The sequence below is a fragment of the Candidatus Pelagibacter sp. HIMB1493 genome (assembly GCF_052047995.1).
Lineage (GTDB): Bacteria > Pseudomonadota > Alphaproteobacteria > Pelagibacterales > Pelagibacteraceae > Pelagibacter.
In genome coordinates this window covers 670,027-682,580 of the sequence record NZ_JBNAIP010000001.1, presented here as the reverse complement: position 1 = coordinate 682,580, position 12,554 = coordinate 670,027, and the positions used below count along the sequence as shown (strand labels likewise).

Below are 12,554 nucleotides of genomic sequence, written 5' to 3'. Positions count from 1 at the left end.
AATATATATAAACATTATACATAAAAAAAATAAACCCAATTATGAAAAAAATCACTCTTACTTGTGCACATGCAATCGTAAAATATTTAATAGCTCAAAAAATATTAATTAACGGCAAAAAAGAACCACTCTTTCCTGGTGTCTTTGGAATTTTTGGGCACGGAAATGTAGCGTGTTTGGGTCAAGCACTTGAAGAAAATCAAAAAGAATTACCAACTTATAGAGGCCATCATGAACAAAATATGGCTTTAACAGGAATTGGTTACGCTAGAGCTAAAAGAAGACAACAAATTTTTGTTGCTACATCATCTGTTGGTCCAGGAGCAACAAACATGGTTACTGCAGCAGCAGTAGCGATGAGTAACAGATTGCCAATTTTATTTTTACCAGGTGATACTTATGCAAATAGAATGCCAGATCCAGTATTGCAACAAGTTGAACATTTTAACAATCCAAGCGTAACTGCAAACGATGCTTTCAAACCAGTTACAAGATATTTTGATCGTATAACTAGACCTGAACAAATAATTCAATCATTTCCTATAGCAGTTCAAACAATGTTAGATCCTGCTGATTGTGGCCCTGCTTGTATTGCTTTAAGCCAAGATATCCAAGGCCAAACTTTTGATTATCCAGAAGAATTTTTTCAAGAGAAAGTTCATACAATTAGAAGACCAAGACCAGATGAATTTCAAATTAAAGAGGCAGCTGAAAAAATTAAATCTTCAAAAAATCCAATCATAATATCTGGAGGTGGAGTTTTTTACTCCGATGCAATGGAAGAGTTAAGTCAGTTTGCAATTAAACACAATATTCCAGTTACACAAACTGTAATGGGTTATTCAACAATGAAGAGAGATCATTCTCATTTTGCAGGTCAAATTGGAGGACTTGGAGGGAAAAATACAAACACATTAGCAAAACAAACCGATCTTGCTATTGCAATAGGTACAAAGCTTGCTGATTTTACAACAGGATCATGGGCAAACTTTGAAAACGAAAATTTCAAATTAGTTTCAATCAATGTATCAAGATATGATGCTAACAAACATTTAGCTCAAGCTGTTGTTGGAGATGCAAAAGTTTCATTAACTGAACTTTCTCAAGCCTTAGGTGATTGGAAAGCAGGAGAAGATTGGAATAAGAAATCTCAAACAGAACTTAAGTCATGGAATGAACATATAGATAAAGAGAGCGCTCCAACTAATCAGGAAGTTCCAAGTTATGTTCAGGTAATTGGTGCTATTTACAGAAATTCTGATCCAACAGATATTGCAGTCACAGCCGCAGGAGGTTTGGTAGGTGAAGTAATTCAAGTATGGAGACCAAGAGAACTTAATACTCATGAAACAGAGTGGGGCTTTAGTTGTATGAGTTATGAAATATCTGGAGCATTAGGAATTAAGATGGCTAATCCAGATAAAGAAGTGATCTCATTTGTTGGTGATGGTTCTTATCTATTAAATAACACTGATATTTATTCGTCAGTAATTACAAAAAATAAATTGATCATAGTTGTTTGTGATAATGGAGGCTTTGCAGTTATAAACCGACTTCAATTATTCAAAGGTGGAAAAGAGTATAATAACTTATTAAAGAGTTCTAATACTCCTGGTTTAGTAGATGTAGATTTTGCAAAACATGCAGAGAGTATGGGTGCGAAATCTGAACACGTTACTTCAATTTCAGATCTTGAAGCTGCATTTAAAAGAGCCAAAGCATCTGATGTAACTTATGTTATTTCAATTAAAACTCATGCTTATAAATGGGTAGAAGGATCATCTTTTTGGGATAGTCCAACTTTAGAAATTCCTACAACTAAAGAAAATGAAGAAGCTTTAAAACTTTATAAAGAAGGAAGAAGCAAGCAAAGACAAGGTATTTAATCCTTTATGAACAAAGTATTTAAAGTCGGCCTTATAGGATGTGGTCATATTTCAGAGACTTATTTTAGAGCTCAAGAGTATTTTAACAATATTAGGATTGTTAAATGTGCTGATATTAATATGGAAACAGCGAAGAAGTGTGCAATCCATTACAATATCGAAGCTGTAACTGTTGAAGAACTTTTTAAAGATAAAGAGATTGAAATAATATTAAACCTTACAATTCCTGGCGCACATTTTGAAGTTTCAAAAATGGCTTTAGAAAATGGTAAGCATTCTTATGCTGAAAAACCTATGGCTGTTAACTTTGAAGATGGAAAAAAATTAGTTGAACTTGCTAAAGAGAAAAATCTTTATATTGGAAATGCACCAGATACTTTTTTGGGTGGGGGCATTCAGAAAACTCGTGAACTCATTGATAACGGTGTAATTGGTGACATTAAATTAGGTAATGCTATTTTTGCTTTCCCTGGAGTGCAATCTTATCATCCAAACCCAGAACCTTGGTTTGCTGAAAATGAAGGGGGTCCCGTAATAGATATGGGTCCATATTATCTTACGGCATTAGTAAATTTAATTGGTCCAGCAAAACAAGTACAAGGAAGATGCACAAAAGTCTTTGAAGAAAGAGAAATTGGGATAGGCCCAAAAAAAGGTCAAAGATTTAAAGTGGAAACTCCAACAACTTATCTTGCAACTATACAATTTGAAAATGATTGTATCATACAGATTACTTTATCTTTTGATGTGGTTGCTCATCAAAGAAACCACATAGAGCTATATGGTAACAAAGGATCAATTATTGTTCCTGATCCAAATATGTTTGGTGGATCAGCTTTTGTTTCAGTGACTGCTGGCGGTAATTGGGGTGAGCACAAAACAGATATGATGCCTTTAGGAAAAATTAACATTAAAAGTCAAAGCTCAAGAGCAAATGAATCTCCAACAAATGCAAATTATAGAGGAGCTGGTCTATCGGAGATGGCTCATGCAATTGAGCACAATTTAGAACATAGATGTAATGGTGAGCTTTCTTTGCATGTTTTAGATATCATAGACTCAACTATGAGAGCATCTCAAACAGGTATCCCGCAAGAAATAAAGACTACTTGCAAAAAACCTAAACCATTTACGTTAGAGGAAATAAAAAAAATTATGAATTAATTTTTTAATTTATGAAAAAATTAATTGTAATTTCAGATCCTTTCCCAAGAACTTTAGATCTAATTTTCACAAAAAAAAAACTAAAAGAACTTAAAACTAAATACACACTTATTGTAGCCCCAAGCAAAAACAAAAAAAAATTTTATGAAAGCAATATTCACAAAGCTTCATTTATAATGGGTCAACCCGATCTGGATAAAAAGCTTTTGTCAAAAGCAGTTAAATTAAAAGCAATTATAAATGTTGAAAGTAATTTTATGAACAATGTTGATTACAAATATTGTCATAAAAGAGGTATTCATGTGATAGCTACTTCTCCTGTTTTTTCTAAACCTGTAGCTGAGATAGCATTAGGAATGACATTATCCCTATTAAGAAATATTCATGAAGCGCATTTCGATTTTCTAAAAGGTAAAGAGAAATATGGCCTAGAAAGTAATCTTAAAGCATCAATGTTGTCAGGTAAAAAAATTGGTTTATTAGGGTTTGGTGATTTAGCAAAATCTCTTTATCCACTACTTTTACCATTTACAAAAGATATCTCTGTTTATGATCCATGGCTTCCAAAAAATGTGATCAAAAGATATGGATTTCAGCCGATTAATTTAAAAGATATGTTTTCAAAATGTGAAGTAATTTATGTTTTGGCAGCTGTGACAACTGAAAATAAAAATTTAATTGATAAAAAATTGTTAAACAGAATGAAGCCAAATACTCTATTTATCTTAATGAGTAGAGCAGCAGTTGTTAATTTTAAAGATTTAGTTACTAGATTAAAAAAAGGAGATATTTATGTGGCCACTGATGTATTTCCAAAAGAGCCTGTAAGAAAAAATGATCCTATAAGAAAAGTAAAAAATATTTTATTTTCAGCTCATAGAGCCGGTGCATTAAAGGAGGCTTTTTTTGATATGGGAAATATAGTTCTTAAAGATATGGATTTAATTTTAAAAAATCAAAAACCAAAATATTGTAAAAAAGCACAATTAAAAACAGTTGAATTGTTAAGCTCCAAACCTGTCAGTGTTAACTAAATTTAAAAAATTATTTGTTTGACAATTTATTCAACTTTTAGTTGTGAGCGTTTTTTTTTGTTGCTAATCATTTCCAATTACATTTAACTCTTAATAAATAAAAGGGAGATATATATGAAAAAACTAACGTTAACTCTCGCTTCAATGATTTTAAGTGGTCTATTTTTTGTGACTACTTCAGCGAATGCTGCAATTGAAGCTTGTTTGATTACTAAGACGGATATCAATCCATTTTTCGTAAAAATGAAAGAAGGCGCTGAAGCTCGTGCTAACGAGTTGGGTGTAAAATTATCATTTTTTGCTGGAAAAATTGATGGTGACCATGAAACTCAAGTAAGAGCTGTTGAGACTTGTATAGCATCTGGTGCAAAAGGAATTTTAATTGCTGCATCTGATACTAAAGCAATAGTTCCAGTTTTAAAAAACGCACAAGATAACGGTCTATTAGTTATTGCGCTTGATACACCTTTAGAACCAATCACTGCTGCAGACTCTACTTTTGCTACTGATAACTTTGAAGCTGGTAGACTAGGTGGTGCTTGGGTTGCTGCAAAATTAGGAGCAAATGCTGCTAATGCAAAAATTGCAATGTTAGATCTTAATGAAAGTCAACCATCTGTTGGTGTTTTAAGAGACCAAGGTTTCCTAAACGGATTTGGTATTGATACCAAAGACGTTTCAAGATGGGGAGACGAAGATGATCCAAGAATCATTTGTAATGAAGTTACAAATGGTAACGAAGAAGGTGGAAGAACAGCAATGGAAAAATGTCTTCAGAAAGATAGAGACATTAATGTAGTTTATACAATTAACGAACCAGCAGCTGTTGGTGCTTATGAAGCTTTAAAAGCAGCGGGCAAAGCAGATGGAAGTGTATTAATTGCTTCTGTTGATGGTGGATGTCCGGGTGTAGCTGATGTTAAAAAAGGTATAATTGGTGCTACATCACAACAATATCCTCTTTTAATGGCTTCTCTAGGTGTTGAGGCTATTAAAGCTTGGGCAGAAAATGGAACTAAACCTGAGAACTCTCCAGGATTAAAGTTTTTTAATACTGGTGTAAATTTAGTAACAGATGATGCTGCAAGTGGTGTTCCTTCAATAAGTGTTAAAGAAGGAATGGACAGATGTTGGGGATAATCCAATAACTTTTCATTTTATCAGGGCAGAATATTTCTGCCCTGATAAACTTGACTTTAAATTCTGTAATTATTAATTTTATTTTTTATTCATGAGCAAAATATCTGATGACATATCAAAAGATTTAAAAGATCAGCCAAAGTTTACATCAGATATCGGTGACAAGGCTCAAGACCACCATACATTTGATATTGGTGAGCAAACGTTTTTAAAAAAACTTCAACATTTTCTACATGGTAATCCAACTATTGTTCCAGTAATTATTTTAATTTTAAGCGTAATTGCGTTTGGATTTATAGCTGGAGGAAAATTCTTTTCTGCATTCAATTTATCTTTGATTGTTCAACAGGTAACAATTGTTGGAATTTTAGCTGCCGCACAAACACTGATCATATTAACTGCTGGAATTGATTTAAGTGTTGCTGCAATGATGGTTCTCGCATCAGTAGTTATGGGAAAACTTTCAATTGATTTTGGGATGCCTACTTTACCTGCAATTGCAATAGGTATGATTTCAGGAGTTATAACGGGTGCTATAAATGGTTTATTAGTAACAAGATTAAAATTACCTCCATTTATTGTTACTCTTGGAACTTGGAATATATTTTTTGCATTAGTTATTTTTTTTACTGGTTCTCAATCTATAAGAAGTTCAGTAATTGAAGAGAATGCACCTTTATTACATTTTTGGGGTGAAAGAATAAATCTTGGAGGTTTCGTATTTACTTACGGTGCTTTCTTGATGATCGCTATATTTGTTTTCTTATGGTTTATGCTCAATAAAACTGCATGGGGAAGACATGTCTATGCAATTGGAGATGATAAAGATGCTGCAGAGCTGTCCGGTATTAGAACAGATAGAATGCTTGTATCAATTTATGCTGTTGCAGGATTGGTTATTGCTATAGGAGCATGGGTTTCAATAGGAAGAGTCGGATCAGTTTCACCAACAAGTTTTTATGAAGGAAATCTAGACTCTATTACAGCAGTTGTAATAGGTGGAACTTCACTTTTTGGTGGAAGAGGAACTATTATTGGATCTTTATTTGGAGCATTAATTGTAGGTGTATTTAGTTCTGGTTTATCAATTGCTGGATTAGATGTTTTATGGCAAAGGTTCGCGCTTGGTTGCTTGATCATTATTGCTGTTGGTATAGATCAATGGATTAGGAAGGTATCAAATTAATGAAACCTGTTCTTGTTGCAAAAAATTTATCAAAAAAATATGGAAGAGTTGTTGCTTTGGATAGTGCTGATCTGGAGCTTTATCCTGGAGAGGTGTTAGGAGTTATTGGAGACAATGGTGCTGGTAAATCAACTTTAATTAAAGTTTTATGTGGAGCAGTAATACCTGATAGTGGCGAAATACTTTTAGATGGAGAGAATGTAACTTTTACTTCTCCTATTGAGGCAAGAAAACTAGGTATAGAAACCGTTTATCAAAACTTAGCTCTATCTCCAGCTTTATCAATTACTGATAATATGTTTCTGGGGAGAGAAATTAGAAAAAAAGGTTTTCTAGGAAAATTTTTAAGATTTTTGGATAAAAAAGCTATGGCTGATGAAGCTAGAAAACGTCTTTCTGATCTAGGATTGTTAACAATTCAGAATATTGATCAATTAGTAGAAACTTTATCAGGAGGTCAAAGACAAGGTGTAGCTGTAGCTAGAGCAACATCATTTGGAACTAAAGTGGTAATTATGGACGAGCCAACAGCTGCCTTAGGTGTTAAAGAAAGCAGAAGGGTTCTTGAGTTAATAGGTGAGGTAAGAGCACGTAAAATTCCTATTATATTAATTTCTCACAATATGCCTCATGTCTTTGAGGTAGCTGACAGAATTCATATTCATCGACTAGGAACTAGATTATGTGTTATTGATCCAAAAAAATATGAAATGTCAGATGCTGTTGCATTCATGACTGGAGCCAAAGAACCGCCGAAAGCTTAATTAATTAAAGTGTAGTCTGCTTCAATACTATTTTGCAAAACATTTAATCCATTCGGGAGATCGTTTTCATATACTTTTTTATGAACTTCTTCTTTAGGTAAATTAAAATTTTCCCAACGCTTTACAAGCCTTTCTTCTCTAATTTTTTCTTCACAATCAATTATGATTTTAGATTGAAAATAATTATGTAATTTTTTCCAAGGTTCAGAATTTAGAAGGAGATAATTTCCTTCAACTATTATAACTCTTGTTTTTTTTGAAATTATAACCGCTGATGATTTAGATAATTCTAAAGAACGATCGAAAATTGGGACAATAACTTCATCTTCATCATTTAATCTATTTAAAAAATTTTTTAAACCCATAACATCAAAGGTTTCAGAGGATCCTTTTTTGGATAGTAAACCTTTATTTTCTAAAATACTATTATCATAATGAAACGCATCCATCTGAAGAATATTTGATGGATATCCTTTTAGATTTAAATCTTTCGTTATCTTTTCAGAAACAGTAGTTTTCCCCGAAGCAGGGGGTCCTGCTAAAGCTATCAAATATCTATTTTTTATATTATCTAATTTTTTTATTAAATCGCTGATAAGTTCTTCATAGCTTAATCTTTTCATAATTATAATTTTAAGTTTTAGTATAAAATTTTTTCCATTTATCAAACCTATCTGAAAGTATAGACGCAAGATCAGAATCTTTTTTTATAATTTTTTTCACTTTAGGAGATTTTAGTTCTTTTTGGTGATCAAGATTATTGTAACCTAAAAAGGCTATTTTTGCTGCTCCATAAGCAGCCATTGAATCTGAAGTTTCTGTAATTGCAAGATTTTTATTTAAAATAGATGCTAAAATTTTAATCCAAGTTTCGTTATTTGAACCTCCTCCAATTACATAAAGATTTTCTAATTTAATTTTTGTTTTTGAAAGGGCTTGATAGTTGTCATTTAATGCAAATGAAATTCCTTCTATTAAACTGTAAATCATTGAAGATCTCGTTGTACTTATATCAACGTTGTTAAAACTTGCACGAACATGAGGGTTGTTTATAGGCGTCCTTTCACCAGTTAAATAAGGTAAATAGTACGGAGCATTTTTGATTAAATTTTTGGATTTAATTGCTTTTTTTAGATTTAGTGAAATTTCTTCTAGAGATGAATTAAAATTTTCAATAAACCAATTAATATTAGATGTGCAAGACAACATAACAGACATTAAATGCCATGTGTTAGGTAAACAATGGCAAAATGAATGAATCGCATCATTATAGTTTTTTAAAAATTTCTTTGTTGAAGCAAAGATTACGCCTGATGTACCTAAAGATATTGATGCATCGCCTTCTTCATAGAGACCTAAACCAACAGCTGCTGCCGCATTATCTCCTCCACCTCCGTAGACTTTACATTTTAAATCAAAACCATATTTTTCCGAGATTTCTTTTTTAACAATTCCAGTTTGATCTGTCCCTTCACAAGTTTTAGGCATTTGAGAAAGGTTCATAAAAGTAGTTTGTAATAATTTCTTTGACCAAGATCTACTTTTTACATCAAGCCAATATGTTCCAGATGCATCAGATAAGTCACTATAAAATTCTCCAGTAATGTAAAATCTCAAATAATCTTTAGGTAGCAAACATTTGTGAATTGATTTAAAATTTTTTAATTCATTATTTTTAAGCCATAAAATTTTGGGTGATGTAAATCCAGGCATTGCAATATTTCCTGAAATATTTAAAACATTTTTGTCATTCATTATATCATTACACTCATTGTGACTTCGAGTATCATTCCATAAGATACATTTTCTGATCACATCGTAATTTTTATCAAGACATGTAGCACCATGCATATGTCCAGAAAATGAGATTGACTTGATATTTTTTAAATTAATTTCTTTTTTTAATTTTTTGATACAGTAATTCAGGGCAATGATCCATGATTTAGGATCTTGTTCTGACCACCCACTTTTTAGATTAGATAATGGAATATTTTTGCTAGAGGTTTTGCAAATTATTTCTTGATTGTCTCCAATAACAACACATTTCATTAATGTTGTTCCAAGATCGATACCTAAATACATTCTATGATTATATATTTTAATTATTGTAATTGAATTAATTTATTGAATTATTGAAATTAATTTAGTTGTATAAGGATATGTTAATTAAAATTGATCCAATACTAAGCCCTGATGTTTTACACTGCTTACGCAGTATGGGACATGGTGATAAGCTAATACTTTGTGACTCAAATTTTCCAGCATATTCTTTGAATAAAAGAGTTTATCGAATTGATGGTGTAAACGCTTCAAGAGCGGCAGAAGCTATTCTTTCAGTTTTTCCCTTAGATAGTTTTATAGAATATCCAATTTTGAGAATGGAAATTGATGGAAAACCAAATGAATTAAATGATGTCCACAAAGAACTTATAGTTACAACAAAAAAAATATCTGGAGATCATTGGAAAATAGGATCTATAGAAAGAAATAATTTTTATAAAGAAACAAAAAATGCTTACGCAATTATAACTACTAATGAAACAAGACCATTTGGCTGTTTTATTTTTACAAAAGGTGTAGTTAAACCCAATGGCGATGTGTGGGTTCTTGAAAAATAATGAATTCAATTTGTGTATTTGGAGTTTTTGTTGCTGATCTTTGCTTCTTTGGTGAGACAATTCCAGTTAAGGGTCAAACTGTTTTAGGAAAAAATCATATTGTTGGACCTGGAGGTAAAGGCTCTAATCAAGCAATTGCAGCTGCAAGATTAAAAGGTGATGTACATTTTATAACAAAAATTGGCCAGGATAGTCATGCCGATATGGCATTAACATTATATAAAAAGGCGAAAATAAATATAAATTCAATCATCCAGGATAAAAATCTTTCCACGGGAGTTGCGGGTATCATGGTTGATGAAAAAGGACATAACGCAATTAATGTTGTTGCTGGGGCAGCTGCCCACTTAAATAATGAAGATATAGATCAAAATCTAAACACTATAAAAAATTCAAAAATTTTTCTTACTCAATTAGAAACTCCAGAGCAAGTGACACTTTATGCTTTAAGTAAAGCTAAAGAAAATAATTGTGTTACAATTTTAAATCCAGCGCCTGCAAGAAAAATAGAAGAGGAGTACTTTAAATTAATTGATTATTTTACTCCAAATGAAACAGAAGCAGAATTTTATTTAAATAAAAAAATAAAATCAGAAAATGATATTAAAGAAGCTGCTAAAGAGTTTTTAAAAAAAGGAGTTAAGAATATTATAATTACATTAGGAGAGAAGGGTGTTTATTATTCTAACGGAAAAGAAGATTATTTTGTTGAGGCATGTAAATTAAAAAATAATGTTGTAGATACTACTGGTGCGGGTGATGCTTTTAATGGTGCATTTGCTGTAGCATTAGCTAACAGTTTGGAAAATAAAGATGCATTAGTATTTGCAAATAAAGTAGCAGGAATATCAACAACAAAATTAGGTGCAGCAGCATCAATGCCATTACTTCAAGAAGTAGAAAATTATTAAAAAATAAAAATGAAAGTTCAATATTTTGATTTAAAGGATAAACGTGCTTTAGTTTCAGGTGGAGCAACTGGTATTGGTGCATCAATTGTTGAACATCTTTGTGAACAAGGTGTTGAGGTTTATTTTTTTGATATAGATAAAAAAGAAGCTCAAAAATTAATTTCGAAAATTAAAAAGAAAAAACAAAAAATCCCTACTTTTCAATTTTGTAATATTAAAAATATAAAAAAATACAAAATTTTAATTCAGAGCATTATTAAAAAAAAAGGTCCAATTAATATTTTGGTAAACAATGCATCTAATGATCAAAGACATACTCTTGAAGAAGTTACTGAAAAATACTGGGACGACAGAATGGCAATAAATTTGAGGCATTACTTTTTTGCTACTCAAGCGGTAAAAAAAAGTATGATTAAAAATAAAGGTGGATCAATAATAAATTTAGGTTCTGTTAGTTGGATTAGAGGAGCCGTTATGTTTCCAGCATACAGTACTGCAAAAGCTGCAATTTATGGTTTAACTAAATCTTTAGCTAGAGATTTAGGACAACACAATATTAGAATAAACTCTATTGCACCTGGGTCCGTTGCAACTAAAAGACAGTCAAAATTATGGTTAAATCCAAAATTTAAAAAAGAAATTTTAGATAAACAGTGTCTTAAAAAACAAATATTACCTGAGGATGTTTCAAGGATGGTTTTATACTTGGCATCAGATGTTTCGTCTGGATGTACTAAGCAAAATTTTACGGTAGATGCTGGTTTAATTTAAAGCTTAGCTTAACTTTTTTTTATTTTCAGCCATTGATAAAGCAATTTTAAATGAGTTTAAAATTGGAGCTAAGTTAGCTTCATTTTTACCAGCAATTGCAAACGCAGATCCATGTGCAGTTGTTGTTACAGGAACTGTTAATCCGCCTTGAACTGTAACTCCTCTATCAAAACCAAATGCTTTAAGTCCAGACTGAAGTGCATCATGATACATTCCAACCATACAATCATGATTTTTATTTTTATATGCAACTACAAAAGATGTATCACATGGTAACGGACCATCTGTATTAAATCCAAGTTTTTTTGCTTCTTCTATTGCTGGTATAATTTCATCTTTTTCTTCAGTGCCGAATTCTGCATGTGGGTTAAGTGCTTGAACTGCTATTCTAGGATTTTTTACGCCATTTAATTCCATAACTTCATTAATTAATTTAATAGGCTTTAAGATATTTTCTTTTGTTATGTGTTGAGCCACTTCTTTGATTGGAATGTGAGAGGTTACTCTTGCAGTCCAAAAATTATCTATAACATTAAACTCACAACAAAAACTTTTTACATCTAATTTTTCAGCCATTAATTGTAATTCATCTGAATGAGTGTTTCCTCCAAGTTTTAAACTTGTTTTATTCATTGGAGCAAAATTAATTGCATCAATTTTTTTTTCTTTAGCAAGATTTAGCGCTAAATCTAAAGCTTCCAAAACACTCTCACCTGACTCTTTTGAAGGTTCAGCTATTTTATATTTATGGTTTTTTCCTTTTGAAATATCTAATAAAAATCTGTTTGATTTATTAAAATCAATTTGATCAAAATCCTCTACGATTTCGAGTTGGTGAGAGTTTCCAGTTACATTATTTCCACTCTCAAGAATTTGTTTTTCACCAATAACAACAATATTTGCTTTATTAGTTATCTCTTCATTTAATAATTTTGAAATAAGTTCAGGTCCTATTCCTGCTGGATCACCAAGTAAAACTGCAATATTAGCTTTTGTTTGTGTCATTAATTTTTTTAAATACTACTAAATGTAACTACATATAGATATTATATATATAATCTAAACAAATATTTTTCACTT

At 31.4% G+C, this 12,554-nt stretch carries 12 protein-coding genes; 9 read left to right on the top strand and 3 right to left on the bottom strand.

The window, feature by feature from the left end; genetic code table 11:
- The first annotated feature begins 41 nt into the window (after positions 1 to 41).
- The 6 genes from iolD to ACTTBK_RS03680 all read left to right on the top strand — a co-directional run bounded on the left by iolD (position 42) and on the right by ACTTBK_RS03680 (position 7,174).
- Complete coding sequence (gene iolD, locus ACTTBK_RS03705) at positions 42 to 1,886, top strand: 3D-(3,5/4)-trihydroxycyclohexane-1,2-dione acylhydrolase (decyclizing) (RefSeq protein WP_440618612.1); 1,845 nt, start codon at positions 42 to 44, stop codon at positions 1,884 to 1,886.
- 6 nt (positions 1,887 to 1,892) lie between these two features.
- The gene (locus tag ACTTBK_RS03700) at positions 1,893 to 3,050 is read left to right on the top strand and encodes a Gfo/Idh/MocA family protein (RefSeq protein ID WP_440618611.1); all 1,158 of its coding nucleotides are present in this window, start codon (positions 1,893 to 1,895) and stop codon (positions 3,048 to 3,050) included.
- A gap of 11 nt (positions 3,051 to 3,061) precedes the next feature.
- A complete protein-coding gene (locus tag ACTTBK_RS03695; RefSeq protein ID WP_440618610.1) occupies positions 3,062 to 4,084 on the top strand; it encodes an NAD(P)-dependent oxidoreductase in 1,023 nt (340 codons plus the stop codon).
- Between the two features lie 114 nt (positions 4,085 to 4,198).
- Positions 4,199 to 5,224, top strand: coding sequence for a sugar ABC transporter substrate-binding protein (locus tag ACTTBK_RS03690; RefSeq protein ID WP_440614572.1), 1,026 nt, complete (start codon positions 4,199 to 4,201; stop codon positions 5,222 to 5,224).
- Positions 5,225 to 5,315: 91 nt separating this feature from the next.
- Positions 5,316 to 6,410 carry an ABC transporter permease gene (locus tag ACTTBK_RS03685; protein ID WP_440618609.1) on the top strand — a complete coding sequence of 365 codons (1,095 nt, stop codon included), beginning with the start codon at positions 5,316 to 5,318 and terminating at the stop codon, positions 6,408 to 6,410.
- Positions 6,410 to 7,174: an ATP-binding cassette domain-containing protein gene (locus tag ACTTBK_RS03680; RefSeq protein ID WP_440614570.1), complete on the top strand. Its 765-nt coding sequence runs from the start codon at positions 6,410 to 6,412 to the stop codon at positions 7,172 to 7,174. The genes ACTTBK_RS03685 and ACTTBK_RS03680 overlap by 1 nt, the downstream gene beginning before the upstream one ends.
- On the opposite strand, the gene ACTTBK_RS03675 is transcribed toward ACTTBK_RS03680, so the two are convergent.
- Positions 7,171 to 7,797: an AAA family ATPase gene (locus ACTTBK_RS03675; RefSeq protein ID WP_440618608.1), complete on the bottom strand. Its 627-nt coding sequence runs from the start codon at positions 7,795 to 7,797 to the stop codon at positions 7,171 to 7,173. The genes ACTTBK_RS03680 and ACTTBK_RS03675 overlap by 4 nt on opposite strands.
- A gap of 10 nt (positions 7,798 to 7,807) precedes the next feature.
- Entirely contained in the window at positions 7,808 to 9,256 is a 1,449-nt protein-coding gene (gene xylB / locus ACTTBK_RS03670; RefSeq protein WP_440618607.1) for a xylulokinase, read from the bottom strand.
- Between the two features lie 77 nt (positions 9,257 to 9,333).
- Between xylB and ACTTBK_RS03665 the strand changes: the two genes are divergently transcribed.
- Genes ACTTBK_RS03665 through ACTTBK_RS03655 form a run of 3 tightly spaced genes read left to right on the top strand, consistent with a single transcriptional unit; the run spans position 9,334 to position 11,474 of the window.
- The gene (locus ACTTBK_RS03665) at positions 9,334 to 9,792 is read left to right on the top strand and encodes an RbsD/FucU family protein (RefSeq protein WP_440618606.1); all 459 of its coding nucleotides are present in this window, start codon (positions 9,334 to 9,336) and stop codon (positions 9,790 to 9,792) included.
- The gene (gene rbsK / locus ACTTBK_RS03660; RefSeq protein WP_440618605.1) at positions 9,792 to 10,703 is read left to right on the top strand and encodes a ribokinase; all 912 of its coding nucleotides are present in this window, start codon (positions 9,792 to 9,794) and stop codon (positions 10,701 to 10,703) included. The genes ACTTBK_RS03665 and rbsK overlap by 1 nt, the downstream gene beginning before the upstream one ends.
- 9 nt (positions 10,704 to 10,712) lie before the next feature.
- The gene (locus ACTTBK_RS03655) at positions 10,713 to 11,474 is read left to right on the top strand and encodes an SDR family NAD(P)-dependent oxidoreductase (protein ID WP_440618604.1); all 762 of its coding nucleotides are present in this window, start codon (positions 10,713 to 10,715) and stop codon (positions 11,472 to 11,474) included.
- A gap of 3 nt (positions 11,475 to 11,477) precedes the next feature.
- On the opposite strand, the gene ACTTBK_RS03650 is transcribed toward ACTTBK_RS03655, so the two are convergent.
- Positions 11,478 to 12,479: a 4-hydroxythreonine-4-phosphate dehydrogenase PdxA gene (locus tag ACTTBK_RS03650; RefSeq protein WP_440618603.1), complete on the bottom strand. Its 1,002-nt coding sequence runs from the start codon at positions 12,477 to 12,479 to the stop codon at positions 11,478 to 11,480.
- Positions 12,480 to 12,554: the final 75 nt, after the last annotated feature.

Excerpts from the sequence above, each read along its gene's own strand:
- ACTTBK_RS03685 (WP_440618609.1), top strand. The coding sequence starts at position 5,316 with ATGAGCAAAATATCTGATGACATATCAAAAGATTTAAAAGATCAGCCA.
- rbsK (WP_440618605.1), top strand. The coding sequence starts at position 9,792 with ATGAATTCAATTTGTGTATTTGGAGTTTTTGTTGCTGATCTTTGCTTC.
- ACTTBK_RS03665 (WP_440618606.1), top strand. The coding sequence starts at position 9,334 with ATGTTAATTAAAATTGATCCAATACTAAGCCCTGATGTTTTACACTGC.
- xylB (WP_440618607.1), bottom strand. The coding sequence starts at position 9,256 with ATGTATTTAGGTATCGATCTTGGAACAACATTAATGAAATGTGTTGTT.
- ACTTBK_RS03690 (WP_440614572.1), top strand. The coding sequence starts at position 4,199 with ATGAAAAAACTAACGTTAACTCTCGCTTCAATGATTTTAAGTGGTCTA.
- ACTTBK_RS03650 (WP_440618603.1), bottom strand. The coding sequence starts at position 12,479 with ATGACACAAACAAAAGCTAATATTGCAGTTTTACTTGGTGATCCAGCA.
- ACTTBK_RS03675 (WP_440618608.1), bottom strand. The coding sequence starts at position 7,797 with ATGAAAAGATTAAGCTATGAAGAACTTATCAGCGATTTAATAAAAAAA.
- ACTTBK_RS03700 (WP_440618611.1), top strand. The coding sequence starts at position 1,893 with ATGAACAAAGTATTTAAAGTCGGCCTTATAGGATGTGGTCATATTTCA.
- ACTTBK_RS03680 (WP_440614570.1), top strand. The coding sequence starts at position 6,410 with ATGAAACCTGTTCTTGTTGCAAAAAATTTATCAAAAAAATATGGAAGA.
- iolD (WP_440618612.1), top strand. The coding sequence starts at position 42 with ATGAAAAAAATCACTCTTACTTGTGCACATGCAATCGTAAAATATTTA.
- ACTTBK_RS03655 (WP_440618604.1), top strand. The coding sequence starts at position 10,713 with ATGAAAGTTCAATATTTTGATTTAAAGGATAAACGTGCTTTAGTTTCA.
- ACTTBK_RS03695 (WP_440618610.1), top strand. The coding sequence starts at position 3,062 with ATGAAAAAATTAATTGTAATTTCAGATCCTTTCCCAAGAACTTTAGAT.